This window comes from Mesorhizobium sp. B3-1-9 (genome assembly GCF_006439595.1).
Lineage (GTDB): Bacteria > Pseudomonadota > Alphaproteobacteria > Rhizobiales > Rhizobiaceae > Mesorhizobium.
The window spans coordinates 153,248-176,813 of record NZ_VFTJ01000001.1; the positions used below are offsets into that span (position 1 = coordinate 153,248).

Here is a 23,566-nt window from a genome sequence, read left to right on the forward strand (position 1 = left end):
AAGGCATGACCTGGAGCCATCCGCGCGGTTACGATCCGATGGTGGCGTGCTCGGCGCTGTGGAACGAAAAGACCGGCGTTTCGATCGAATGGGAAAAGCGCTCGCTGCAGGATTTCGAATCCTTCCCGGTGGAAGAACTCGCCCGCGCCTATGATCTGATCGTCATCGACCATCCGCATGTCGGCCAGATCACCGCCGAGAAGTGTCTGGCGCCGCTCGATGTGCCGGGACGCGAGGCGGAACGCAAGGCACTCGCCGCCGGAAGCGTCGGCCGATCCTATCCGAGTTACACCTGGCAGGGCCGGCAATGGGCGTTTCCGATCGATGCCGCGACCCAGGTTCAGGCCTGGCGGCCGGATCTGATCGAAGCCGCGCCGGCGATCTGGACCGAAGTGCTGGCGCTTGCCGAGCAGGGCCGCGTTCTCTTGCCGCTCCGGCCGCCGCATTCGCTGATGTGCTTCTACACGTTGGCCGCCGATCTTGGCCGGCCGTGCATCGTCGACGGTTCGGTCGACCTTATCGATGGCGAGACCGGCGAAACCGCCTTCGAGATGTTGCGCGAGATCGCGGCGCTCGTCGATCCCGCATGCCTGACCATGGACCCGATCGCGGTATTTGAAAGGATGGCGGAAGCCAATTCCCGCATCGCCTGCGGGCCACTGATCTACGGTTATGTTCCCTATGCGGTGGCGGGTTTCCGACCGCACAGTCTTGCCTTCGCCGACATGCCGGTCGCCGGCGGCAACGGCCCGATCGGCTCGGCGCTTGGCGGAACCGGTATTGCCGTCTCGGCCTTTTCCGCCGCGCGCGAGGCGGCGATCGACTTCGCCTACTGGATCGCCAGCGGCGACGTGCAGCGCGGGCCTTACGCAGCCGCCGGCGGCCAGCCCGGCCATGCCGCGGCCTGGGAGGACGACGCCGTCAACGCCGCGACCGGCGACTTCTATCGCGACACGAGGGCGACGCTCGAAGGCGCCTGGGTCCGCCCGCGCCACGACGGCTACATGGCGTTCCAACAGCAGGCTTCGGACCGCATCAATGAAGGCCTTGCCGGCAGGCAGGACGCCGGCCAAGTCGTCGCCGACATCAATCGCCTGTTCAGGGAAAGTTTCGCGCCGGCCGCCGCCGGCTAGTTTCTGGTGCACCAAGGGAGGAAAAAATGACCAGCCTGATACGCGGCCTGCTCGCCGCAACCGCCATAGTCTCGATCCCGTTCGCCGCCCATGCCGCCGACGTGAAGTCGGTGATCGACGGCCTGCCTGCCGATCTCAAGGCGCAGTATGACGGTGCGCCGCAGAAAGTGCTGCCCTCGGCCTGGGATAATTTCACGCCGCCGGCCAAGCCGTGGAAATGGTGCCACTCGGAGAGCTACCAGGGCAATCCGTGGCGCGTGTCGGTCACCAAGGAGCTGAAGCGGCTGGTCGAGGGCCTGATCGCCGACGGCACGGTATCGAGCTTCGAAGTGTCGGATTCGAACAACGACCCGAGCCAGCAGATCAACCAGATCCGTGCCTTCATCGACAAGAAATGTTCGATCATCACCTCGATCCCGGGCTCGGCGACGGCGCTCGACGATGCCGTGGATGCCGCCGCCAAGGCTGGCATCCCCTTCATCACCGCGGCGGGCTCGATCACCAGCCCCAACGCCATCAATGTCGATTCCAACTATGCCCGCTGGGGCTATGACATGATGACGGCGATCGGCAAGGCAAAGCCCGACGCCAGCGTGCTGGTGGTGGAAGGCATCGCCGGCCATCCGATCGTGGTCCAGGAAAAGCAGGGCGCCGACAAGGCGCTGGCCGAGAACAAGGGCCTCAAGGTCGCGCGCACCGTCAACGGCAATTGGACGGCCAACGTCACCAAGACGGTGGTGCTGCAGGCGATCGCCACCAATCCCGCGCCGATCGACGCGGTGTGGACGACCGGCTCCGAAAGCCGCGTCGTGGCCGAAGCCTTCGCCGAAGCCGGTCGGCCGGCGCCGCTGATCACCGGCTCGATCACCGGCGACGCGCTCGGCTACTGGAAAGCCAATCCCGACAAATACCGCTTCGAGGGCCATGCCGTGCTGCCGGGCTGGACCGCGCAGACGCTGTTTCGCGTCGGAGAGCGCATGCTCGATGGCCAGAAGCCGAAGCTCAACACGCTGCTGATCCCGATCCCGCCGGTGCATGCCGCCGAGCTCGACAAATGGTACAAGGACTGCATGACGCCGGATGCCGTTTCGGTCTTCCCGGTGCCGCCGACCGACCCGATGCCCGAGGACGTGCTCGACGCCTATTTCACCAATCCCGCGCCGACCAAGGGCTGGGATTATTCCAAGGTGCCGGACGCCTGCGCCAAGTGATGTTTTGCGAAGCCGGCTCTCGCTAAAGCAATTCCAGGAAAAGTGTGAAACGGTTTTCCGTCCGAAATTGCGTCAAAACGAAAAGATAGAGCGGTTTGCCGTTTCCGTGAAACGGTGAAACGCTCTAAGGGCTGGCTTCTCTATCTTGGAAAGACACATGCTCGAAGTCCAAGGCGTCTCCAAACGCTATGGCGAAACCGTCGCGCTGGCCGAGGCGTCGATCGCCTTCCGTCCCGGCACGATCCATACGATCCTCGGCGAGAATGGCTCGGGCAAGAGCACGCTGGTGAAACTGTTGTCCGGCATCGTGCAGCCGGATAGGGGTGCGATCCTGCTGGGCGGCAAGGCGTTTTCCGGCACGCAGCCCGCCGCCTTCCAGGCCGCTGGCTTTGCTACCGTCTTCCAGGAGGTGCTGGTCGCGCCCGATCGTTCGGTGACCGACAACATCCTGCTCGGCCTCGACGGCCTGTGGCGACGAGGCGTGCCGCTTGGCGACCGCCGCGCCCGGGCTCAGGCCGCGCTCGGCCGCTTCGCGGTGACGCCGATCGATCTCGACCGGCCATGCGGCGAGCTGCCGCTTGCCGCGCGACAGCTTGTCGTGCTTGCCCGCGCCGTCATCCGCAACCCGCGTGTCCTGATCCTCGACGAGGTGACGGCGGCGCTCGACTTCGCCGACCGCGAGTCGGTCTTCGCGCTGATGCGCGCGATGGCCGGGGCGGGCACGCTGATCCTGTTCATCACGCACCGCATGGACGAGGTGATGGCTTTGTCCGACCGCATATCCATCCTGCGCGCCGGCCGGGTGGTGAAGACTGAGGAGCGCGGTGTTTCGACGCCGGTCGAGCTCCTGGCGGCGATGGCGCCGCAGACGGCCGCGGAGCTGGCGCATGGCTGATGCAAAGGCCCTCCGTGTGCGGGAGCTCGTCATCGCTCCCGGTGTCGATCCGATCGGTCTGACGATCGCGGCGGGCGAGATTGTCGGTCTTGCCGGCCTCGACGGCCATGGCCAGGAACGCTTCCTGCGCGCACTGGCCGGGCTCGAGCGGCCAGTCGCCGGCGAGATCGCAGTCGACGGCAAGGCGGGGTCGATCACCAGCTTCCGCAAGGCCGTCGCCGGCGGCATCGCCTATCTGCCGCGCGACCGCCGCTCGACCGGCATTTTCCCGACGCAGTCGGTGCTCGACAATTTCGCCATCTCCACCGTGTCGAACGACCGCCGCTTCGGCTTCTTGAGCTTCGCGGCACGCCGTCGTCGCTATGAGACCTACAGGCAGAAACTCAGCATCGTCGCGCCGCGTCCGGATGCGGCCATAACGACGCTGTCCGGCGGCAACCAGCAGAAGGTGCTGCTCGCCCGGGCACTTGCGCTGGAGCCGAACTTCCTTCTGCTCAACGATCCGACGCGTGGCGTCGACGTGGCGACCCGTCATGTGCTTTATGACGTCTTCCGTGGCCTCGCCGCCGAGGGCATGGCCCTGGTGATCCTGTCCAGCGAGATCGAGGAGATATTGCTTCTCTGCCACCGCGTGCTGGTGTTCCGCGAGCAGCGCGTGTCGGCCGAGTTCGCGGGCGCGGAGATGACCACCGACACCGTGATCGCCGCCATGTTCGGGCGCGCCGCATGAGCCCGGTCCTTCGCAAGCTCCGTGGCGTCGGCTTTGCCGTGGTGATGCTCGTCGTCCTGCTCGTGCTCAATCTCACGCTCAATCCGGCGCGCTTTCAGCCTTCGTCCTGGGGCACGCTGCTGGGGCTGGCCGCACCGCTGATCGGCGCGGCCGTCGCCTCCGCCCCGGTCATCCTGGCGGGACGCGGCGGCATCGATATCTCGGTCGGTCCGCTCATGGGCTTCGTCAATGCTTTGGTTATCCAGGTGCTGTTCCTCAACCTCGGCATCTCGTCACCGTGGATCATTGTTCCCGCAGCTCTGCTGGTTGGCGCGGCGGTCGGCGCCGCGAACGGTGTGCTCGCCACGATCCTGCGCATTCAACCGATCGTGGCGACGCTTGGCACCTATCTCATCCTCACCGGCGTCACGCTCACCATCCTGCCGGCGCCGATCGGCCCCGCGCCGGACTGGCTGAAGGCCATGGCCGGGACGCTCTCGATCCTACCGCTGGCGCTGATCGGCCTGTGCTGGCTCCTGGTGCGCCGAACGCCCTATTACGACCTGCTGATGGCCGTCGGTAGCGACGACCGCGCCGCCTATACTGCCGGAGTGCCGGTGACCAAGGTGCGGCTCATCGCCTATGTCTTGACCGGGATCTTCGCCGCCGCGGCTGGGCTGATGCTCACCTCGCTGATCGGCTCGGCCGACCCCAATATCGGCCCGACCTACACACTGATTGCGATTGCCGCCGTGGCGCTCGGCGGCGTCAGCCTCGCCGGCGGGCGCGGCGGGCTTGGCGGCGCCGCGACCGGCGCCATCGACATCTTCCTGCTGCAGAGCCTGCTCACAACCTTCAACGTTTCAACCTATGTGCTGCAGATCGCCTATGGCCTGATCCTCGTTATCGCCGTGGTGCTGACGGCGGTGCAGGAACGGCTGTCGAGGCGGAAAGGTTGACCGGATGACAAGCAACTGGTTCCAGTCCACCAACGCCCGTATCGCCGGCGCCTTCCTGATGGCGCTGCTGTTGCAGATCGTCGGCACGCTGCTCATCCCCGGCTATTCGGCGCCCTTCGCCATCCGCGCGCTGCTGGTCATCGCCTCGCTGCTGGCGGTGGCTTCGATCGGCCAGACGCTGGTCGTCGTCCTCGGCGGCATCGATCTGTCCATCCCCTTCGTCATCGGCTTCGCCAACGTCGTGGCGGCGCAGCTTTACGGCCAGGGCTGGAACTTCGCCCTGGTCTGCGTTGTCGTCGGTGTCCTTGCCGTCGCCATCGGCGCGCTGAACGGGCTGATCTCGCGCGGGCTCAACATCCATCCGCTGATCGTCACGCTCGGCATCGGCATGATCGTCCAGGGCGCTGTGCTGTTGTGGACCGGCGGTTTTCCATCCGGCTCGGCGCCGCAGGCCGTGTCCAGCTTCGTCTCGATCGGCGGCTCGGTCGGTCCCTTGCCCGTGCCCTTGCTGGTGCCCTGCCTCGTGGTACTGACGGCGCTGATCGTGCTGGTGCTTGCCCGCACGCCCTATGGCCGCCGGCTCTACGCGGTCGGCAGCAACCCGGAGGCAGCGCCCCTGGCGCTGATCGATCCGTTGCGCATGTGGGTCGTCACCTATGCGGCCAGCGCCTTCTTCGCGGCTGTCGCCGGCGTGTTGCTGCTCGGCTTCACCGGCTCGGCCTATGGCGATGTCGGCCAGCCCTATCTCTTCCAGACGATCGCCGCCGTCGTGGTCGGCGGCGCGGCGCTTGTCGGCGGCCGCGGCAGCTATCTCGGCACCATCGCCGGCGTCCTGGTGTTGACCGAAATCAACACGCTGCTGATCGGTCTCGGCTTCCGGCCGTCGACGGTGCAGGCCGCGCTCGGCCTGGTCATCCTGCTTCTGGTCTCGCTCTACGGCCGCGAGCGCCACGTTCGCACGACGGTTTAGATCGAGCGGCAAGCTGTTTGATTCCTGGTCGCCCTCGTAAAATGTCGCACTTGGGCGACTTAGCGTACGACACTTTGGGGTTACAGAGGCTGGTCCAGCCGTCAGTTTGATCGCAGAGAAGCATCGTTCTGGAATTGTCCAGCCCGATGCGCTATATGACTACCTACATGGTCAGGAGTGTGACATGAATGCAATCAATCTCGCCGATGCCAAGGCCCATCTCAGCGAACTGATCGACCGGGTCGAGGCGGGCGATTCGATCGACATCACTCGTCGCGGCAAGCCGGTCGCACGACTCACTGCCGTAGTCGGGCCGCGCAAACCGATCGATATCGCGCTGCTTCGCTCGCTGACGGCAGCGATGTCGGCCCAGTCCCAGGGCGCTGCCGATCTCGTCCGGTCGATGCGGGATGGTGATCGCTACTGATGCTCTATCTCGACACGTCGCTTATCGTGGCGGCTCTCTCGAACGAAACGATGACGCCGCGTGTGCAGGCTTGGCTGACGGAACAGGAGCCGGCGCAGCTTCTCATTAGCGACTGGACCGTCACCGAGATGTCGTCCGCCATGGCGATCAAGCTACGCACAGGACAAATCAGCCTGGAACAGCGCGCCGCCGCGCTTGCCGTGTTTAATAGGCTTGTCGCGGGGAGCTTTACCATCCTGGGCGTGACGGGCGGGCAGTTCCGGGCGGCAGCGAGGTTTGCCGATCGGCACGATCTTGGACTTCGAGCAGGGGACGCGCTGCATCTCGCCATCGCATCGGAGCATGGCGCCACGATATATACGCTTGATCAGCGGCTCGCCGACGCCGGGCCAGAACTCGGTGTGCCGGCGCAAATGCTCGCTGACAGCGATTAGTTTGCAGGCGAGCTCTTTTTTGCCTATCCAAGCCGCCACAACTGGCGCGCATTGCCCGAAAGCAGGCGGGCTCGCTCCGCCTCGCTCGTGCCGGCAAGCAGTGCATGGGTGGCGGCAACCCAGGTCGTCAGCCCGCCGCCCAGCGTGCAGACCGGCCAGTCGCTGCCCCAGATCACCCGATCCCAGCCGAAGCAATGGATCGTGTGCTCGACATAGGGCCGGAGCGTCTCGACCGTCCACGTCGCCGGGTCGGCATAGGCGACGACGCCGGAGATCTTGGCCGTGACGTTCGGCCGCTTGGCGATTGCTTCCATATGCTCGCGCCACGGATGCTCGGCATTGCCCTTGATGTCGGGCACGCCGCAATGGTCGAGGACGAACTGGACGTCGGGCGCGAGGTCGGCAAGCGCTAATGCCTTCGGGATCTGATGCGGCAGCACCACAAGGTCGAAGGTCAGGCCGGTGCCGGCCAGCCGCTTGATGTTCTGGCGAAACAGCGCTCCTTCCGACAGGTCGTCGGGCACGACATGCAGCACGCGGCGGAAACCCTTGACGAACGGATCGGCCCTGACCGTTTCCAGATAGGCCTCGAAACCGGCCTCCTCCGGCCGGCAGGCGGCGATCGCTCCACGAAGCAGGCTCCCGGCCCGGCTGGCGACCGATTTCACATAAGCGGTCTCGGCGGCGATGTCGGCAGGATTGACATCGACCTCCATATGCAGGACGCCTTCGATGCCTGAGCGCCACGCGTCGGCGGCATATTCCTCATAGGAAAAATCGCGGTTGAGCGCCGGCGCGCCGACCAGCCACGGATAGCGGAGCGCGCTCTGGTCGATGAGATGCAGATGCGTGTCGATGATCATGGCGATATATCCTCCGTGGCCCGGAGAATGATCCCGAAAAGTTGCAGACTTTTCGGATAAGATCATGCTCCAAAAAAACAAGGCGTTAGAGCGGGATGACCGGCTGCTTTTGAGTTCATCCCACTCTAAGACACTATCCCGCCGAAAAATCCATTATTCAAATAAGAAATTACTGCGACTGCGGCACATCGGATCCGGCGAGCTGCGAGAGCCTGGCGGCGGCGCCCTGCAGATGCCGAATCGTCAGCGTGATATCCGGCGCCGTCGGCGCGTTGACCAGGGTGATGTAGGGGATGGTCAGTGCCGCGATGGCTCTGCCGTCGGGGCCCAGCACCGGCGTCGAAAGATTATAGACGCCGGCGGTCTGCAGCGAGGCCATCATTTCGTAGCCGCGGTCGCGCACCTGATCGAGGCGGGCGAAGAACTCCGGCGTCAGGTTGAACTGTTCGGTGCTCTGCAGATGCTCGGCGATCATCATCTTGCGCTCTTCGGGTGAGCGGAAGGCGAGCAGCACATGGCCGGAACCGGTGTCGAACAGGCTGATATGCGAGCCGACGCGGATCGAAATGCCCCAATAGCGCGGCGCTTCCTGCTGCGCGATGACCACGGCCGCGCCGCGGTCGAACACCACCAACTGGTTGGCCTGCCATGAGGTTTCGGCCAGTTCCCGCATGATCGGCGTCGCATAGGACACCAGCCTGCGCACAGGGGCGTGCAACTGCGCCAGCCCGAACAGCTTGAGCGTCAGCGAATATCGGTCGCCGTCGATCTTGGTGACATAGCCGCGCCGCACCAGCCGGTCGAGCATCCGGTAGAACTCGTTCGGGCTGCGGTCGAGCCGCTTGGCGATCTCCGCCTGGGTCAGCCCGCCATCCACGCTCGACAAGAGCTCGAGGATGTCCAGGCCCTTGTCGAGCGCCGGCGCGCGGTAGCGGTCCCCATCTTCTTCCTCTGCCACCTGCCCCTCCAGTGAATTTCGATCTGCATATATGCATGGACTTCATTCCGCTGGAAGCATAATCATCTTGACCCGGGAATGAAAATGCTATTTGCATATGAATGAAGCTTAAGCGATCGGTCACGCACTCGGCGGGCCGTCGCTGCGAGCCCATGGGAGGAGAACATGACGAGACTGGTTCTAGGCATTTCTGCCGGCCTGGCTGGCCTGCTGCTGAGCGGCACGGCGTTTTCGGCCGATCTGCCCGGCAAATTTCCGGGCGTGACGATCGACGTGAAGCTGATCGGCGGCCAACAATATGAAAAGCTCTACGAGCGCATCCCCGAATGGGAGAAGGCGACCGGCGCCAAGGTCAACATCCTGACCAAGAAGAACGGCTTCGACATCGACAAGGAATTGAAGTCCGACATCGCCTCGGGCAGCACCAACTGGTGCGTCGGCTGGAACCATTCGTCCTTCGCGCCGCAGTATACGGGCCTTTACACCGACCTCAGCAAGCTCTTGCCGAAGGAAGAGATCGACGCTTTCGTGCCGTCGACGATCAAGGCCGCGACCATCGACGGCAAGCTGGAAATGCTGCCGCGCGCGCAGTTCGACGTCTCGGCGCTCTACTACCAGAAGAGCCTCTACGAGAATGCCGACAACAAGACCAAGTTCAAGGCCAAATACGGCTATGACCTTGCGCCGCCCGACACCTGGAAGGAAGTCACCGACCAGGCCGAGTTCTTCGCCAACCCGCCCAATTTCTACGGCACGCAGTTCGCCGGCAAGGAAGAGGCGATCAACGGCCGCTTCTACGAGATGGTGGTCGCCGAGGGCGGCGAATATCTCGACAAGGACGGCAAGCCCGTCTTCAACTCCGAGGCCGGCATCCGCGCGCTCGACTGGTTCGTCAACCTTTACAAGGCCAAGGCCGTGCCGGCCGGCACGACCAACTATCTCTGGGACGATCTCGGCCAGGGCTTTGCCTCGGGCACCGTGGCGATCAACCTCGACTGGCCGGGCTGGGCCGGTTTCTTCAACGATCCGAAGTCCTCGAAGGTCGCGGGCAATGTCGGCGTGAAAGTCGCGCCCAAGGGGTCTTCCGGCAAGCGCACCGGCTGGTCCGGGTTCCACGGCTTCTCGGTGACCGAGAACTGCGCCAACAAGGAAGCCGCCGCCTCCCTGGTCTGGTGGCTGACCAACGAGGACAGCCAGAAGCTGGAAGCCGCCGCCGGCCCGCTGCCGACCCGCACCGCGGTTTGGGACTGGGACTTGAAGCAGGCTGAAAACGATCCTTACAAGAAGGAGGTTCTCTCCGCCTTCCAGGAGGAAGCCAAGCACGCCTTCGCCGTGCCGCAGACGCCGGAATGGATCGAGATATCGAACGCCGTCTACCCCGAGTTGCAGGCGGCGATCCTCGGCGACAAGACGTCCAAGCAGGCCCTGGACGAGGCGGCCGCCAAGGCGACGCAGATCCTCCAGGACGCCGGCAAGCTCTAGGCATCGCGCTCGTAAATCGCCTCCCCGGCAAACCGGGGAGGCTGCAGTCTTTGCGGCTGCTCAAATCTCCCCCAGGCTTCGGCCGGGGCCGGCTCAGTCGTTTCTTTCACAGGGTCCCGATGAAGGGCTTCAAGCCATCCGCGCCGTTCCTGTTGCTGCTCCCGGCCATCGTCGTGCTGGCGGCGGTCGTGGTGCTGCCGTTGATCCTGTCGCTCTATTCCAGCTTCACGCCGTTCCGCCTGACGCGGCCCGAGACGTTCTTCGTCTTCGTCGGCCTTCGCAACTATCTGTCGATCCTGTCCAATGCGGATTTCTGGTGGGCTTTCGGCCGCACCGTGCTCCTGCTCACCATCGCGCTGAACCTCGAAATGCTGCTCGGCCTCGGCTTGGCCATGCTGGTGGAGAAGGCGACGCGCGGCCAGCGCATCCTGCGCACGCTGATGATGTTCCCCATGATGTTCTCGCCGATCCTGGTCGGCTTCCAGTTCAAATTCATGTTCAACGACAATATCGGCCTGGTGAACAACGCGCTGCAGTCGCTAGGCATCACGCAGGACGCCATCCCGTGGCTGATCGAAGGCCATCTCGCCTTCATCGCCATCTCGATCGCCGAGATCTGGTCGTCGACCTCGATCTTCGCCATCCTGATCCTGGCCGGCCTGCTCGCCATGCCCAAGGAACCGATCGAGGCGGCGCGCGTCGACGGTTGCACGCCCTGGCAGACCTTCCGCTATGTCACCTGGCCGTTCGTCATGCCCTTCGCCTATATCGCCATGACCATCCGCTCGCTCGACGTCGCGCGCGCCTATGACATCGTCAAGATCATGACCGACGGCGGCCCGGCCGGCCGCACCGAGCTGTTGTGGACGCTGGTCGGGCGCACCGCCTACAGCGACGCCCGCATGGGTCTCGCCAACGCCATGGCCTATTTCTCGATCCTGCTGTCGATCGCCTTCACCGTCTATTTCTACAACAAGCTCGCCGCGGCGCGCGCGCAGATCGGCGCGGAGTGGTGACGATGGACGAGAACGCCTCTGCCCGCCTCACGCGCCGCGCGCTGACCGTCGCGCACCGTGTCGGCCTGTTCCTCGCCATGCTGCTCATCTGCCTGCCGGGCATCTGGATCGTGCTGTCGTCGCTCAGGCCCACGGTCGAGATCATGGCCAAGCCGCCGGTCTGGATCCCGCAAGAACTCTCCTTCGATGCCTACGTCGCGATGTTCAGCGGCATCGGCAAGGGCGGCATCCCGGTGCTGGACTATTTCCGCAACTCGCTGATCATCTCGGTCACCTCGACGGTGATCGCGGTGGCCATCGGCATGGCCGGCGGCTACGCCTTCGCGCGCTACCGGTTCCGCGGCAAGTCGGGCATGTTCCTCGGCCTGATGCTGACGCGCACCGTGCCCGGCATCGCGCTCTCGCTTCCCCTGTTCTTCCTCTATGTGCGGCTGGGCATCATCGACACCCATATCGGCATGATCCTGGCTTATGTCGCGCTCAACGTGCCCTTCACGATCTGGCTGATCGACGGCTTCTTCCGCCAGGTGCCGAAAGACCTCGCCGAAGCCGCGCAGATCGACGGCTGCACGCGCTGGCAGGCGTTCTGGCAGGTAGAGTTCCCGCTGGCGCGTCCAGGCATCGCCTCGGCCGCGATCTTCGCCTTCCTCACCTGCTGGAACGAGTTCGCTTTGGCTTCGCAGCTTACCCGTTCCGTCAATTCCAAGACGCTGCCCGTCGGGCTCCTCGACTACACGGCCGAGTTCACCATCGACTGGCGCGGCATGTGCGCGCTGGCCGTGGTGATGATCATCCCGGCGCTGACCCTCACTTACATCGTCCAGAAACACCTCGTCGGCGGCCTCACCTCCGGCGCGGTAAAAGGTTGACTTCATGGCAACGGTTTCGCTGAAAAAGCTCACCAAGCGCTACGGCAACATGGAGATCGTGCACGGCATCGATCTCGACATCGCCGACCGCGAATTCATCGCGCTGGTCGGCCCATCCGGCTGTGGCAAATCGACGACGCTGCGCATGATCGCCGGCCTCGAGGACATCAGTGGCGGCGCGATCGACATCGGCGGCCGCGTGGTCAACGACCTGCCGCCGCGCTCGCGCAACATCTCCATGGTGTTCCAGTCCTACGCGCTCTACCCGCATATGACGGTGCGCGAGAACCTCGGCTTCTCCTTGAAGATCGCGGGTGCGGCCAAGGACGACATGGACCGGCGCGTCGCCGAAGCCTCCGCCATCCTCGGCCTCGACGAACTGCTCGAGCGCCGCCCCTCGCAGCTCTCCGGCGGCCAGCGCCAGCGCGTCGCCATGGGCCGTGCCATCGTGCGCGATCCCGATGTCTTCCTGTTCGACGAGCCGCTCTCCAATCTCGACGCCAAGCTGCGCACGCAGATGCGCACCGAGATCAAGAAGCTGCACGCCAAGGTCAAGTCGACGGTCATCTACGTCACCCACGACCAGGTCGAGGCTATGACGCTCGCCGACCGCATCGTCATCATGCGCTCCGGCCATATCGAGCAGGTCGGCACGCCGGACGAGGTGTTCAGCCGACCCGCGACCCACTTCGTCGCTGGCTTCATCGGCTCGCCGCCGATGAACCTGCACGAGGCGACGGTGAGCGATGGCAAGCTTGTTTTCAGCGGCGGCGACAGCCTGCCGCTGCCGGGCCAGTTCAAGTCGAAGACGGCGGCCGGCGACAGGGTCGTGTTCGGTATTCGTCCAGACGACTTCTATCCGACCGGTCACGGTCTGAGCTCCGGCGGCGAAACAGAAGTCCACCGCGTCGAGCTGCCGGTCAGCATCACCGAACCGCTCGGCAACGAAACGCTGGTCTTCGCCGAGTTCAACGGCGCCGACTGGGTGTCGCGCATGCTCAATCCGAAACCGTTGAAAGCGGGCGACCGGATCGGCATGAGCTTCGATCTGAGCCGCGCGCATCTGTTCTCCGCTGAAACCGGCAAGTCGCTGAGGAACTGACATGGCGAAAATCGAGAAAATCGAACTGCGCATGGTCGACCTCGTGCCGAAGGTGAAGCGCACGGACGCGATCCAGAGCTTCGTCAGCCAGGAGACGCCGATCGTCACCATTACGGATGCCGACGGCGCGTCGGGCACCGGCTACAGTTATACGATCGGCACCGGCGGCTCCTCGGTGATGCGGCTTCTGGCCGACCATCTGGCGCCGCGCCTGATCGGCCGCGACGCCGACCAGATCGAGGCGATCTGGCACGATCTCGAATTCGCCACCCACGCCACCACCATCGGCGCCATCACCGCGATAGCGCTGGCTGCGATCGACACGGCGCTTTGGGATCTGCGGGCGAGAAAACAGAACCTGCCGCTCTGGAAGCTCGCCGGCGGCGCCAAGGACCGCTGCCCGCTCTACACCACCGAGGGAGGCTGGTTGCATATCGAGACGGCCGCACTTGTCGACGACGCGCTTGCCGCGAAGGCAAGAGGCTTCACCGGCTCGAAGGTCAAGATCGGCAAGCCGCACGGCTCCGAGGACGTCGCGCGGCTCTCGGCCGTGCGCAAGGCGGTCGGCGACGGCTACGAGATCATGACCGACTGCAACCAGGGCTTTTCCGTCGACGAAGCGATCCGCCGCGCCGAGCGGCTGCGCGAGCTCGACCTCGCCTGGATCGAGGAGCCGCTGCCGGCCGACGACATAGACGGCCATGTGCGGCTGTCGAATTCGACGCCGACGCCGATCGCCGTCGGCGAATCGCTCTATTCCATCAGGCACTTTCGCGAGTACATGCAGAAGGGCGGCTGCAACATCGTCCAGGTCGATGTCGGCCGCATCGGCGGCATCACCCCTTGGCTGAAAGTGGCCCATGCGGCCGAGGCTTTCGATATGCCGGTCTGCCCACATTTCCTGATGGAGTTGCATGTCAGTCTGGTCTGCGCCATCCAGAATGGCAAATATGTCGAGTATATTCCGCAGCTCGACGAGTTGACGGGCGCCAAGATGCGCATCGAGGATGGCCATGCGCTGGCGCCCAGCCAACCCGGCATCGGCATCGACTGGGACTGGGACGCGGTCAAGGCAAGAAGCATCGCCGAATTCACCACGGCGATCGTGAAATAGGGAGGCGGGTATGCAGCGCATGGGAATGGTGCTGGGCTTGAAGCCCGAAAAGGTCGAGGAATATGTCCGCCTTCACGCTGCTGTCTGGCCTGACGTTCTCGCCATGATCTCGGCCTGCAACATCAAGAACTATTCGATCTATCTGAAGCGGCCGGAGAACTTGCTTTTCTCCTATTTCGAATATCACGGCACCGACTACGCCGCCGACATGGCCAAGATGGCGGCCGACCCGAAGACGCAGGAATGGTGGGCGGTCTGCATGCCTTGCCAGGAGCCGTTGCCGACCCGCAAGGAAGGCGAGTGGTGGGCGTCGATGGACGAGGTCTTCCATCATGACTGATGCCTTCGATCCGGCATCGCTGGCCCAGTCCTGGCCGAAACCGTCGAAGCCGCGTCCGATCGTCACCTTCGGCGCCGGCTCGATCGTCGGCGACGCGCATTTTCCCGCCTACCGCAAGGGCGGCTTCCCGATTTCCGGCCTCTACGATCCGGACCAGGCCAAGGCGCGGAAGCTCGCCGAGACATGGGGCGTGACGGCGTTCCGCTCGGTCGAGGAAGCAGCGGCGGTGAAGGACGCGATCTTCGACCTCGCCACGCCGCCGGGCCGGCACGCCGAGGTGCTGAAGGCCCTGCCGGATGGCGCGGTGGCGCTGATCCAGAAGCCGATGGGCAATTATCTCGGCGAGGCGACCGAGATCCTCGAAATCTGCCGTGCCAAGCACCTGAAGGCCGCGGTCAATTTCCAGCTTCGCTTCGCGCCGATGATGCTGGCGCTGAAGGACGCCATCGCCAAGGGCTGGCTGGGTGAGGTCGTCGATTTCGACGCGCTTCTGGCGCTCGACACGCCCTGGCAGTTGTGGGAATTCCTGCTCAAGGCGCCGCGCGTCGAGATCGCCATGCATTCGATCCATTATCTCGATCTGATTCGCCAGCTTCTCGGCAATCCGCTGGGCGTGCACGCCAAGACGCTCGGCCATCCCAACCACAAGGTCGCGCAGACCCGCACCAGCGCCATCCTCGACTATGGCGACACGGTGCGCTGCGGGCTGTCGATCAACCACGACCACAAATTCGGCCGCCGCTACCAGGCCTGCGAGTTCCGCATCTGCGGCACCGAAGGCGCGGCTTACGTCAAGCTCGGCCTCAATCTCGACTATCCGCGCGGCGAGCCCGATATTCTGGAAATCCATCCCAAGGGCGGGTCGGATTGGGTCAGCGTGCCGCTCGCCGGCGAATGGTTCCCCGACGCCTTTGTCGGCCGCATGGCCAATGTCCAGCGTTTTGCTTCCGGCGAGGACGCCGAGCTTGTCAGCTCCGTCGAGGATGCCTGGCACACCATGGCATTGGTTGAGGCCGCCTACAAATCCAGTGCCGCGCCGGCAACGCCGCTGGCCGCAAAGCCGTAAGGCCGTACATGGAACAGACCACTTATTTCGAGGACTATGAGATCGGCTCGTCGCGCTTCACCAGCGGCCGCACGATCACCGAGACCGATTTCGTCGTCCATGCCGGCCACACCGGCGATTTCTTCCCGCACCACATGGATGCCGAGTTCATGAAGACGACGCCCTTCGGCCAACGCATTGCCCATGGCACGCTGGTCTTCTCGGTCGGCGTCGGCCTGACGGCGAGCGTCATCAATCCCGCCGCCTTCTCCTACGGCTACGACCGGCTGCGCTTCATCAAGCCGGTTTTCATCGGCGACACGATCCGCACGCGCACCACCATCGCCGCCAAGGAGGACGACCCGAAACGGCCAAACGCCGGACGTGTCATCGAGCGTGTCGAGGTTTTGAACCAGCGCGACGAGGTCGTGCTGGCGGCGGATCACATCTACATCGTCGAGCGACGGCCCGGCTGAAGACGGAGACAAAAGAACATGGCTGATATCACAGGCAAGGTCGTGGTCGTCACGGCGGCCGCGCAGGGCATTGGACGGGCAAGCGTTCTGGCTTTCGCAAAGGCCGGCGCCATCGTCCACGCCACCGACATCAACGAGGCGGCCCTGGCCGAACTTAGCAAGACGCCTGGCATTGCGGCGCGAAAACTCGATGTGCTGAACGACGATGCGGTGAAAACCGCCTTTGCCGAAATCGGCCGCGTCGACGTGCTGTTCAACTGCGCCGGCTTCGTCCATGCCGGCTCGATCCTCGAGATGAAGGACGAGGATCTCGACTTCGCCTTCAATCTCAACGTGCGCGCCATGATCCGCACCATCCGCGCCGTGCTGCCCGGCATGCTGGGACGCGGCGATGGCTCGATCATCAACATGGCGTCGGTGGCGGGCGCCCCGAAGGGCGTGCCGAACCGTTTTGCTTATGGTGTGACCAAGGCCGCGGTCATCGGTCTGACAAAATCGATTGCCGCCGATTATGTCGCCAAGGGCATACGCTGCAACGCCATTTGCCCGGGTACCGTCGAGAGCCCCTCGCTTCAGGGCCGCATGCAGGCGCAGGGCGACTATGAGGCGGCCCGCGCCGCCTTCATCGCCCGCCAGCCGATGGGCAGGATTGGCACGCCCGACGAGATCGCCGACCTTGCGGTCTACCTGGCCGGTGCGACCTACACGAGCGGGCAGGCTTATAACATCGACGGCGGCTGGTCGATCTGAGGCCGTTCCGGCAGCCAGCGGCGGCGGCAATCCAGCTACGAGGCAGCCCAGTTAAGAGGCAGGCATGACCAAGATCACGGACCTCAGAACCTTCGACCTTCGCTTTCCGACATCGCAAAGCCTCGACGGCTCCGATGCGATGAATCCGGATCCGGATTACTCGGCAGCCTATGTCATCCTCGACACCGATGTCCCATCGCTGAAGGGCCATGGACTCACCTTCACCATCGGCCGCGGCAATGAGATCTGCTGCGCAGCGATCGAAGCGCTGCGCCATCGCGTCGTTGGGCTCGATCTTGACTGGGTGAAAGAGGACCCCGGCCGTTTTTGGCACCATGTGACCGGCGACAGCCAGCTGCGCTGGATCGGCCCAGACAAGGGCGCCATGCATCTCGCCGTCGGCGCTGTGGTGAACGCGGTGTGGGATCTCTGGGCCAAGGAAGCCGGCAAGCCGGTCTGGCGCCTTGTCGCCGAGATGAGCCCGGAAGAGATCGTGCGCATCGTCGATTTCCGCTATCTCACCGACGCGATCACACCGGCAGAGGCGCTGGAGATCCTGAAGAAGGCCGAGGCCGGCAAGGCCGGGCGCATCGCCGCGCTCGAGCGCGAGGGATATGCCTGCTACACCACCTCGGCCGGCTGGCTCGGCTATTCCGACGGCAAGCTCAGGCGTCTTTGCCAGGAAGCGGTCGACGATGGGTTCAATCACATCAAGCTGAAGGTCGGCCGCGACCGCGCCGACGACATCCGCCGTCTCAGGATCGCCCGCGAGGTCATCGGCCCGGACCGCTATCTGATGATCGACGCCAACCAGGTCTGGGAGGTCGACCAGGCGATCGACTGGCTGAAGGACCTGGCCTTCGCCAAGCCCTTCTTCATCGAGGAGCCGACCAGCCCAGACGACGTCGCCGGTCACGCGAAGATCCGCAAGGCTATCGCGCCGATCAAGGTCGCGACCGGCGAGATGTGCCAGAACCGCATCATGTTCAAGCAGTTCATCGCCGGCGGCGCGATCGACATCGTGCAGATCGATTCCTGCCGCATGGGCGGGCTGAACGAGGTTCTGGCGGTGCTGCTGATCGCCGCCAAATTCGGCCTGCCGGTCTGGCCGCACGCCGGCGGCGTGGGCTTATGCGAATATGTCCAGCATCTGTCGATGATCGACTATGTCGCCGTGTCAGGCAGCAAGGACGGACGCGTCATCGAATATGTCGACCATCTGCACGAGCATTTCCTCGAACCCTGCGTGATCCGTGATGCCGCCTATATGCCGCCGGCTGCGCCCGGCTTCTCGATCGAGATGAAGGCTCGGTCGATCGAGGATTACCTGCATCGCGCCTGAAGCATCGGCGCTGCAAACCGTGCCGCGGCACGCGACCGGACCGCCGCGAATCGGCTATGCCTGTCGCATGCAGGAAACATCCCTCTACGAGCCGGTGAAGCGGTTCCTCGAGAGCATGGATTTCGCCGTCAAGGGCGAGATCGGCGGCTGCGACGTGGTCGGCGTCCGCGCCGGCGAGCCGCCGGTTGTCGTCATTTGCGAATTGAAGCTGCAGTTCAACCTCGAGCTTGTTTTGCAAGCCGTCGACCGCGCGGCGGCCTGTGACGAGGTCTGGCTGGCTGCTTTGATGTCGGCGCGCGGCAAGGGCAGGGAGCACGACCGCCGCTTCCGCGCGCTGTGCCGCCGTCTCGGCTTCGGTCTGTTGGGCGTCGGCAAGAAGGGCGAGGTCGAGCTGCTGCTCAGTCCCGCCGCCCTGCCGCCGCGCCGCGATCCCAGGCGGCGCTCGCGCCTGGTCGAGGAACATCACCGCCGCAAGGGCGATCCGTCCGTCGGCGGCAGCACGCGCAGGAAGCCGATCATGACTGCCTACCGGCAGGAGGCGCTGGCCTGCGCCGCCGCCATGGCCGACGGCCCGAAACGGCCGCGCGACCTCAAGACCCTGTCGCCGCGCGCGGCGACCATCCTGCAACATAATTACTACGGCTGGTTCGCCCGCGCCGAGCGCGGCATCTACGCGCTGACCGAAGCCGGCCTCGCAGCGATCACACCCGCGGCGGTGGCCCTATAAACTATCGCGTGGCGAAAAATTCGCCGGCTTACCACTCGGCGCCCGGCTTACCATTCGGCGAACGAACCGTCCTTGTGGCGCCAGACCGGGTTGCGCCAGCGATGCCCTTCCTTGGCGCGCTCCTTCACATAATCCTCGTCGATCTCGACGCCCAGGCCCGGACCGTCGGGAATGGCGACATAGCCATCCTCGTAACGGAAGACATCCTTGTTGGCGGCATAGTCGAGCAGGTCGTTGCCGGCATTGTAGTGGATGCCCAGGCTCTGCTCCTGGATGAAGCAATTGTAGCTCACGGCGTCGAGCTGCAGGCAGGCGGCCAGCGCGATGGGCCCAAGCGGACAATGCGGCGCCACCGCCACGTCATAGGCCTCAGCCATCGCCGCGATCTTGCGGCATTCGGTGATGCCGCCGGCATGCGACAGGTCCGGCTGGATGATGTCGACGACAGCTTCCTCGAACACCGACTTGAAATCCCAGCGGCTGTAGAGCCGTTCGCCGAGCGCGATCGGCGCCGAGCCGAGCGCGGCGATCTCCTTCAGCGCCTCGCGGTTTTCGCTCAGCACCGGCTCCTCGATGAACATCAGCCGGTAGGGCTCCAGTTCCTTGACCAGGATGCGCGCCATCGGCCGGTGCACGCGGCCGTGGAAATCGACGGCGATGCCGATATCGGGGCCCACCGCCTCGCGCACCATGGCAACCCGCTCGACCGCGGCATCGATCCTGTCATGGCTGTCGACGATCTGCAGTTCCTCGGTGCCGTTCATCTTGAGCGCCTGGAAACCGCGCGCCACGACATCCCTGGCGCCGGCCGCAACTTCGGCCGGCCGGTCGCCGCCGATCCAGGAATAGACCTTGATCGTCTCGCGCAGCTTGCCGCCGAGCAGTTCATGCACCGGCACGCCGAGCGCCTTGCCCTTGATGTCCCATAGCGCCTGGTCGATGCCGGCGATGGCGCTCATCAGGATCGGCCCGCCGCGATAGAAGCCGCCGCGATACATCACCGTCCAATGATCCTCGATCAGACGCGGATCCTTGCCGATCAGATAGTCGGCCAGTTCCTTGACCGCCGCTTCGACCGTCAGCGCCTTGCCTTCGACCACCGGTTCGCCCCAACCGCTGATGCCGGCATCGGTCTCGATCTTGAGGAACAGCCAGCGCGGCGGAACGATATAGGTGGTCAGAGCGGTGATCTTCATGCGGTCGGCCGGTCTCAGTTGTTTTTCAGTTTCTTGGCGCTGACGAGGTCGCGTGCGGCGAGATCGAGTATCTTGTTGGCCGCGTTTCGCGCAGCGACGGCGTCGCGCATCCGCAGCGCCTCGACCACCTCGCCGTGAGCCGCCGCCGCTTCTCTGCGCCTGACCGGCGAGATCGTCGCCGTGGCTTCCAGCGAAAACAGCAGCGCCGTGTCGATCAGCTTGCCGATCTGGCGGAAGATCGGGTTGTGGCTCGCGCCATAGACGATCTGGTGGAAGACGATGTCGGACCGCGAGAATTGCGTCAGGTCTTCGCCGGCGCCGGCCATGCCTTGCCAGGCTGCTTCGAGGTCGGCGATCTCCTGCAACGTCGCGCGCGTTGCCGCGAGTTCGGCGACCAGCGGCTCGATGGCGCGGCGGGTTTCGAGGATTGCGTCGAACAATTTGTCGTCCAGCGCATGCGGCGCATGCCAGGCCAGCACCTGCGGATCGATGATGTTCCATTTGTCCTGGTCGCAGACGACCGTGCCGACGCGTGGCCGGGACAGCACCAGCCCCTTGGCCGCCAGCACCTTGAGGGCTTCGCGTATGACGGTACGGCTGACGCCATATTCGATGCCGAGATCGTTCTCGGTCGGCAGCGACGATCCGGCCGGATAGCGGCCCGAGAAAATGTCGGAGGCGAGCGCTCTTGTCACATCCGGCATGACGCGCGGGCGACGCGCCGTCTCGCGCGCCTCCGCCGCCTCGTCAGCCTTCTTCGGTGTCTCGTTCACCTCAGCCCCTCCTCCAAGGCAGCGAACCCTGGTTTGCGCGCGCTCGGCCCGGCCTTAGCGGATACCGGTGATTTGCGCCAGCGCTACTGAGCGGACTATTTAAATCATTTATCATACCAGATCAATTGACGTGTATGATGAAATTGATTAATGACGGGAGGCCCGGGCTCGGCGCCCGGCCGTTCGCTGGGAGGTAAACATGCGACTTTTGAAAACCGCGCTCGTCGCGGGCGCTCTCGCCGTCTTGTCGGTCACGACAATCGCGTCTGCCTATGCGCAGGACACCAAGATCGGCTTCATCGTCAAACAGCCCGAGGAACCCTGGTTCCAGGACGAATGGAAATTCGCTGACCAGGCTGCCAAGGAAAAGGGCTTCACCCTCGTCAAGATCGGTGCCGAAGACGGCGAGAAGCTGATGTCGGCGATCGACAATCTCGGCGCCCAGGGCGCGCAAGGCTTCGTCGTCTGCACGCCGGATGTGAAGCTCGGCCCGGGCATCGTCGCCAAGGCGGCCGCCAACAATCTGAAGCTGATGACGGTGGACGATCGCCTCGTCGGCGCTGACGGCAAGCCGCTCGAAGACGTGCCGCATATGGGCATCTCCGCCACCAAGATCGGCGAGGCGGTGGGTCAGGCCATCCTCGACGAGATGAAGGCGCGGGGCTGGAAGATGGACGAGGTCGGCGCGATCCGCGTTTCCTATGACCAGCTGCCGACTGCCGTCGACCGCGTCGAAGGCGCGATCTCGGTGCTGAAGGCCGCCGGCTTCAAGGCGGAAAACATCTTCGACGCACCGCAGGCCAAGACCGATACGGAAGCCGCGCTCAATGCCGCGACCGTGGTGCTCAATGCCCATGCCGACATCAAGAAGTGGATTGCCTTCGGCCTCAATGACGAGGCGGTGCTGGGCGCCGTGCGCGCTTCCGAAAGCGTCGGCATTCCGGCCGACGGCATGATCGGCGTCGGCATCGGCGGCGCGGAATCGGCGATCAACGAGTTCAAGAAACCGGCCGCGACCGGCTTCGTCGGCACGGTGATCATCTCGCCGAAGCGCCATGGTTACGAGACGGCGCTGAACATGTATGACTGGATCGCCAACAACAAGGAGCCGGCAAAGCTGACGCTGACCTCCGGCGCGCTGGCCAAGCGCGACGACTATCAGAAGGTGCGCAAGGACCTCGGCATCGAATAGCCTTCCCTGTACAAACAGGCGGCGGCTTGATGCTGCCGCCCGTTTGGCATGCTCAAGGATCTAGGCCGTGTCCTTTCTCCAATTCTCCAACATCAGCAAGACCTATCCGGGCGTCAGGGCTCTGTCCGGCGTGTCGTTCGGCGTCGAAAAGGGCGCCGTGCACGGATTGATGGGCGAGAACGGCGCCGGCAAATCCACCCTCATCAAGATCCTGTCCGGCGACCAGCATGCCGATGCCGGCGAGATAACCATCGACGGCAAGGTCCAGGCCTATGCATCGACCAGGAATGCCTTCGACAACGGCGTCATCGTCATCCATCAGGAATTGCAGCTGGCGCCCGAGCTGACCGTCGCCGAAAATCTCAGCCTCGGCCGGTTTCCGGCGAGCGGAGGCGTCATCGCCCGCCGCCGCATGCTCGACGATGTCGGCGCCAAGCTGAAGTCGGCCGGCATCGACATCGACATGCGCCGCAAGGTCAAGACGCTCTCGATCGGCGAACGCCAGATGGTCGAGATCGCCAAGGCCGTGATGCTCGACGCCCGCGTCATCGCGCTCGACGAGCCGACCTCGTCGCTGTCCTCGCGCGAAAGCGAGATCCTGTTTAAGCTGATCGACCGGCTGCGCGGCGAGGGCAAGGTCATCATCTATGTCTCGCACCGCCTCGACGAGGTGTTCCGCCTCTGCGACAGCCTGACGGTGCTGCGCGACGGCAAGCTCGCCGCGCATCACGCATCGCTGAAAGATGTGACGCGCGATCAGGTCGTTGCCGAGATGGTCGGTCGCGAGATTTCCGACATCTGGGGTTTTCGGCCGCGAAATCCGGGAGAGGTCCGCCTCAAGGCCGATAATCTGAGCGGCGCCAGATTGCGGACGCCGGCAAGCTTCGAAGCTCGCGCCGGCGAGATCGTCGGCTTCTTCGGCCTGATCGGCGCCGGACGCTCGGAGCTGATGCGGCTGGTCTTCGGCGCCGATCCGCGCTCGGGCGGCACGATCGCCGTCGACGGCAAGGTGATTGCCGCCGCCAGTCCGCATGACGCGATCCGCGCCGGCATTGTGCTCTGCTCCGAGGACCGCAAGCATGACGGCATCATCCAGGGCCGCTCGATCGAGGAGAACATCAACATCTCGTCCAGGCGCCATCACACGCGCTTCGGGGTGCTCAGCCGCGCCAGCGAGATCGCGACGGCTGAAACCTTCATCAAGAAGCTCAAGGTACGCACGCCTTCGCGCAGGCAGGACATCGTCAACCTGTCCGGCGGTAACCAGCAGAAGGTCATCCTTGGCCGCTGGCTGTCCGAGCAGGGCATACGCGTTTTGATCGTCGACGAGCCGACGCGCGGCATCGATGTCGGCGCCAAGTCGGAGATCTACGAGCTGCTCTACCAGCTCGCCGAGGACGGCATGGCGATCGTCGTCGTCTCCTCCGAGTTGCCGGAAGTGATGGGCATTTGCGATCGCATCCTGGTGATGTGCGGCGGGCGCATCAGCGCCGAGCTCACGCGCGACCAGTTCGCCGAAAAGGCAATCCTGGCCGCGGCCCTTCCAGACAAGAAAACCCCCGACGCGATCGCATCCTGAGGAC

The 23,566-nt window shown here is 64.5% G+C and carries 25 protein-coding genes; 21 read left to right on the top strand and 4 right to left on the bottom strand.

Annotated elements, in window-relative coordinates; translation table 11 throughout:
* The first annotated feature begins 5 nt into the window (after window positions 1-5).
* The 8 genes from FJW07_RS00690 to FJW07_RS00725 all read left to right on the top strand — a co-directional run bounded on the left by FJW07_RS00690 (window position 6) and on the right by FJW07_RS00725 (window position 6,738).
* On the top strand, window positions 6-1,133 hold the full coding sequence (locus FJW07_RS00690; RefSeq protein WP_140854410.1) for an extracellular solute-binding protein: 1,128 nt from the start codon (window positions 6-8) through the stop codon (window positions 1,131-1,133).
* A 26-nt stretch (window positions 1,134-1,159) separates the two neighbouring features.
* Window positions 1,160-2,344, top strand: a complete 1,185-nt coding sequence (locus FJW07_RS00695) for a substrate-binding domain-containing protein (RefSeq protein WP_140853796.1) — start codon at window positions 1,160-1,162, stop codon at window positions 2,342-2,344.
* A 157-nt stretch (window positions 2,345-2,501) separates the two neighbouring features.
* Entirely contained in the window at window positions 2,502-3,239 is a 738-nt protein-coding gene (locus FJW07_RS00700; RefSeq protein WP_140853798.1) for an ATP-binding cassette domain-containing protein, read from the top strand.
* Window positions 3,232-3,969: an ATP-binding cassette domain-containing protein gene (locus FJW07_RS00705; protein ID WP_140644758.1), complete on the top strand. Its 738-nt coding sequence runs from the start codon at window positions 3,232-3,234 to the stop codon at window positions 3,967-3,969. The genes FJW07_RS00700 and FJW07_RS00705 overlap by 8 nt, the downstream gene beginning before the upstream one ends.
* Window positions 3,966-4,907 (top strand): ABC transporter permease, encoded by a 942-nt coding sequence (locus tag FJW07_RS00710; RefSeq protein WP_140853800.1) that lies wholly within the window; start codon window positions 3,966-3,968, stop codon window positions 4,905-4,907. The genes FJW07_RS00705 and FJW07_RS00710 overlap by 4 nt, the downstream gene beginning before the upstream one ends.
* A gap of 4 nt (window positions 4,908-4,911) precedes the next feature.
* Window positions 4,912-5,877, top strand: coding sequence for an ABC transporter permease (locus tag FJW07_RS00715; RefSeq protein WP_140853802.1), 966 nt, complete (start codon window positions 4,912-4,914; stop codon window positions 5,875-5,877).
* Between the two features lie 184 nt (window positions 5,878-6,061).
* Window positions 6,062-6,304, top strand: coding sequence for a type II toxin-antitoxin system Phd/YefM family antitoxin (locus FJW07_RS00720; protein WP_140644761.1), 243 nt, complete (start codon window positions 6,062-6,064; stop codon window positions 6,302-6,304).
* Window positions 6,304-6,738, top strand: a complete 435-nt coding sequence (locus tag FJW07_RS00725; protein WP_140853804.1) for a type II toxin-antitoxin system VapC family toxin — start codon at window positions 6,304-6,306, stop codon at window positions 6,736-6,738. The genes FJW07_RS00720 and FJW07_RS00725 overlap by 1 nt, the downstream gene beginning before the upstream one ends.
* 23 nt (window positions 6,739-6,761) lie before the next feature.
* Here FJW07_RS00725 and FJW07_RS00730 read toward each other — a convergent pair whose 3' ends face one another.
* On the bottom strand, window positions 6,762-7,601 hold the full coding sequence (locus FJW07_RS00730) for an amidohydrolase (RefSeq protein ID WP_140853806.1): 840 nt from the start codon (window positions 7,599-7,601) through the stop codon (window positions 6,762-6,764).
* A 169-nt stretch (window positions 7,602-7,770) separates the two neighbouring features.
* Window positions 7,771-8,559: an IclR family transcriptional regulator gene (locus FJW07_RS00735; protein ID WP_140782469.1), complete on the bottom strand. Its 789-nt coding sequence runs from the start codon at window positions 8,557-8,559 to the stop codon at window positions 7,771-7,773.
* 165 nt (window positions 8,560-8,724) lie between these two features.
* On the opposite strand from FJW07_RS00735, the gene FJW07_RS00740 reads away from it, so the two are divergent.
* The 11 genes from FJW07_RS00740 to FJW07_RS00790 all read left to right on the top strand — a co-directional run bounded on the left by FJW07_RS00740 (window position 8,725) and on the right by FJW07_RS00790 (window position 18,822).
* Window positions 8,725-10,041, top strand: a complete 1,317-nt coding sequence (locus FJW07_RS00740; protein ID WP_140853808.1) for a sugar ABC transporter substrate-binding protein — start codon at window positions 8,725-8,727, stop codon at window positions 10,039-10,041.
* A 119-nt stretch (window positions 10,042-10,160) separates the two neighbouring features.
* Window positions 10,161-11,057 carry a sugar ABC transporter permease gene (locus FJW07_RS00745; RefSeq protein ID WP_140782471.1) on the top strand — a complete coding sequence of 299 codons (897 nt, stop codon included), beginning with the start codon at window positions 10,161-10,163 and terminating at the stop codon, window positions 11,055-11,057.
* 2 nt (window positions 11,058-11,059) lie between these two features.
* On the top strand, window positions 11,060-11,926 hold the full coding sequence (locus tag FJW07_RS00750; protein ID WP_140644767.1) for a carbohydrate ABC transporter permease: 867 nt from the start codon (window positions 11,060-11,062) through the stop codon (window positions 11,924-11,926).
* A gap of 4 nt (window positions 11,927-11,930) precedes the next feature.
* Window positions 11,931-13,028 (top strand): sn-glycerol-3-phosphate ABC transporter ATP-binding protein UgpC, encoded by a 1,098-nt coding sequence (gene ugpC, locus FJW07_RS00755; protein ID WP_140853810.1) that lies wholly within the window; start codon window positions 11,931-11,933, stop codon window positions 13,026-13,028.
* A 1-nt stretch (window position 13,029) separates the two neighbouring features.
* Window positions 13,030-14,142 carry a mandelate racemase/muconate lactonizing enzyme family protein gene (locus FJW07_RS00760; RefSeq protein WP_140853812.1) on the top strand — a complete coding sequence of 371 codons (1,113 nt, stop codon included), beginning with the start codon at window positions 13,030-13,032 and terminating at the stop codon, window positions 14,140-14,142.
* Between the two features lie 10 nt (window positions 14,143-14,152).
* On the top strand, window positions 14,153-14,482 hold the full coding sequence (locus tag FJW07_RS00765) for an L-rhamnose mutarotase (RefSeq protein WP_140644770.1): 330 nt from the start codon (window positions 14,153-14,155) through the stop codon (window positions 14,480-14,482).
* A complete protein-coding gene (locus FJW07_RS00770) occupies window positions 14,475-15,548 on the top strand; it encodes a Gfo/Idh/MocA family oxidoreductase (RefSeq protein ID WP_140853814.1) in 1,074 nt (357 codons plus the stop codon). The genes FJW07_RS00765 and FJW07_RS00770 overlap by 8 nt, the downstream gene beginning before the upstream one ends.
* Before the next feature lie 8 nt (window positions 15,549-15,556).
* Entirely contained in the window at window positions 15,557-16,003 is a 447-nt protein-coding gene (locus FJW07_RS00775; RefSeq protein WP_140853816.1) for a MaoC/PaaZ C-terminal domain-containing protein, read from the top strand.
* Between the two features lie 18 nt (window positions 16,004-16,021).
* Window positions 16,022-16,753, top strand: coding sequence for an SDR family oxidoreductase (locus FJW07_RS00780; RefSeq protein WP_140702351.1), 732 nt, complete (start codon window positions 16,022-16,024; stop codon window positions 16,751-16,753).
* A gap of 64 nt (window positions 16,754-16,817) precedes the next feature.
* Window positions 16,818-18,095, top strand: coding sequence for an L-fuconate dehydratase (locus tag FJW07_RS00785; protein WP_140853818.1), 1,278 nt, complete (start codon window positions 16,818-16,820; stop codon window positions 18,093-18,095).
* Window positions 18,096-18,162: 67 nt separating this feature from the next.
* Window positions 18,163-18,822 carry a DUF2161 family putative PD-(D/E)XK-type phosphodiesterase gene (locus FJW07_RS00790; RefSeq protein WP_140853820.1) on the top strand — a complete coding sequence of 220 codons (660 nt, stop codon included), beginning with the start codon at window positions 18,163-18,165 and terminating at the stop codon, window positions 18,820-18,822.
* A gap of 47 nt (window positions 18,823-18,869) precedes the next feature.
* Here the strand turns inward: FJW07_RS00790 and dgoD are convergent, their stop codons facing one another.
* On the bottom strand, window positions 18,870-20,018 hold the full coding sequence (gene dgoD, locus FJW07_RS00795) for a galactonate dehydratase (protein ID WP_140853822.1): 1,149 nt from the start codon (window positions 20,016-20,018) through the stop codon (window positions 18,870-18,872).
* 14 nt (window positions 20,019-20,032) lie between these two features.
* The gene (locus FJW07_RS00800; protein ID WP_140644844.1) at window positions 20,033-20,722 is read right to left on the bottom strand and encodes a FadR/GntR family transcriptional regulator; all 690 of its coding nucleotides are present in this window, start codon (window positions 20,720-20,722) and stop codon (window positions 20,033-20,035) included.
* A gap of 268 nt (window positions 20,723-20,990) precedes the next feature.
* Here FJW07_RS00800 and FJW07_RS00805 point away from each other — a divergent pair, with 268 nt between their 5' ends.
* Entirely contained in the window at window positions 20,991-21,983 is a 993-nt protein-coding gene (locus FJW07_RS00805) for an arabinose ABC transporter substrate-binding protein (protein ID WP_140702368.1), read from the top strand.
* Between the two features lie 67 nt (window positions 21,984-22,050).
* A complete protein-coding gene (araG, locus tag FJW07_RS00810; RefSeq protein WP_140853824.1) occupies window positions 22,051-23,562 on the top strand; it encodes an L-arabinose ABC transporter ATP-binding protein AraG in 1,512 nt (503 codons plus the stop codon).
* The last annotated feature ends 4 nt before the right edge of the window (window positions 23,563-23,566 follow it).

What these genes read in the sequence shown, in the direction of transcription:
- FJW07_RS00720 (WP_140644761.1), top strand. Translation starts at nt 6,062, where the DNA reads ATGAATGCAATCAATCTCGCCGATGCCAAGGCCCATCTCAGCGAACTG.
- FJW07_RS00770 (WP_140853814.1), top strand. Translation starts at nt 14,475, where the DNA reads ATGACTGATGCCTTCGATCCGGCATCGCTGGCCCAGTCCTGGCCGAAA.
- FJW07_RS00765 (WP_140644770.1), top strand. Translation starts at nt 14,153, where the DNA reads ATGCAGCGCATGGGAATGGTGCTGGGCTTGAAGCCCGAAAAGGTCGAG.
- FJW07_RS00715 (WP_140853802.1), top strand. Translation starts at nt 4,912, where the DNA reads ATGACAAGCAACTGGTTCCAGTCCACCAACGCCCGTATCGCCGGCGCC.
- FJW07_RS00690 (WP_140854410.1), top strand. Translation starts at nt 6, where the DNA reads ATGACCTGGAGCCATCCGCGCGGTTACGATCCGATGGTGGCGTGCTCG.
- FJW07_RS00725 (WP_140853804.1), top strand. Translation starts at nt 6,304, where the DNA reads ATGCTCTATCTCGACACGTCGCTTATCGTGGCGGCTCTCTCGAACGAA.
- FJW07_RS00805 (WP_140702368.1), top strand. Translation starts at nt 20,991, where the DNA reads ATGCGACTTTTGAAAACCGCGCTCGTCGCGGGCGCTCTCGCCGTCTTG.
- FJW07_RS00750 (WP_140644767.1), top strand. Translation starts at nt 11,060, where the DNA reads ATGGACGAGAACGCCTCTGCCCGCCTCACGCGCCGCGCGCTGACCGTC.
- FJW07_RS00790 (WP_140853820.1), top strand. Translation starts at nt 18,163, where the DNA reads ATGCAGGAAACATCCCTCTACGAGCCGGTGAAGCGGTTCCTCGAGAGC.
- FJW07_RS00780 (WP_140702351.1), top strand. Translation starts at nt 16,022, where the DNA reads ATGGCTGATATCACAGGCAAGGTCGTGGTCGTCACGGCGGCCGCGCAG.
- dgoD (WP_140853822.1), bottom strand. Translation starts at nt 20,018, where the DNA reads ATGAAGATCACCGCTCTGACCACCTATATCGTTCCGCCGCGCTGGCTG.
- FJW07_RS00700 (WP_140853798.1), top strand. Translation starts at nt 2,502, where the DNA reads ATGCTCGAAGTCCAAGGCGTCTCCAAACGCTATGGCGAAACCGTCGCG.
- ugpC (WP_140853810.1), top strand. Translation starts at nt 11,931, where the DNA reads ATGGCAACGGTTTCGCTGAAAAAGCTCACCAAGCGCTACGGCAACATG.
- FJW07_RS00730 (WP_140853806.1), bottom strand. Translation starts at nt 7,601, where the DNA reads ATGATCATCGACACGCATCTGCATCTCATCGACCAGAGCGCGCTCCGC.
- FJW07_RS00695 (WP_140853796.1), top strand. Translation starts at nt 1,160, where the DNA reads ATGACCAGCCTGATACGCGGCCTGCTCGCCGCAACCGCCATAGTCTCG.
- FJW07_RS00785 (WP_140853818.1), top strand. Translation starts at nt 16,818, where the DNA reads ATGACCAAGATCACGGACCTCAGAACCTTCGACCTTCGCTTTCCGACA.
- FJW07_RS00710 (WP_140853800.1), top strand. Translation starts at nt 3,966, where the DNA reads ATGAGCCCGGTCCTTCGCAAGCTCCGTGGCGTCGGCTTTGCCGTGGTG.
- FJW07_RS00760 (WP_140853812.1), top strand. Translation starts at nt 13,030, where the DNA reads ATGGCGAAAATCGAGAAAATCGAACTGCGCATGGTCGACCTCGTGCCG.
- FJW07_RS00745 (WP_140782471.1), top strand. Translation starts at nt 10,161, where the DNA reads ATGAAGGGCTTCAAGCCATCCGCGCCGTTCCTGTTGCTGCTCCCGGCC.
- FJW07_RS00800 (WP_140644844.1), bottom strand. Translation starts at nt 20,722, where the DNA reads ATGCCGGATGTGACAAGAGCGCTCGCCTCCGACATTTTCTCGGGCCGC.
- FJW07_RS00740 (WP_140853808.1), top strand. Translation starts at nt 8,725, where the DNA reads ATGACGAGACTGGTTCTAGGCATTTCTGCCGGCCTGGCTGGCCTGCTG.
- FJW07_RS00775 (WP_140853816.1), top strand. Translation starts at nt 15,557, where the DNA reads ATGGAACAGACCACTTATTTCGAGGACTATGAGATCGGCTCGTCGCGC.
- FJW07_RS00705 (WP_140644758.1), top strand. Translation starts at nt 3,232, where the DNA reads ATGGCTGATGCAAAGGCCCTCCGTGTGCGGGAGCTCGTCATCGCTCCC.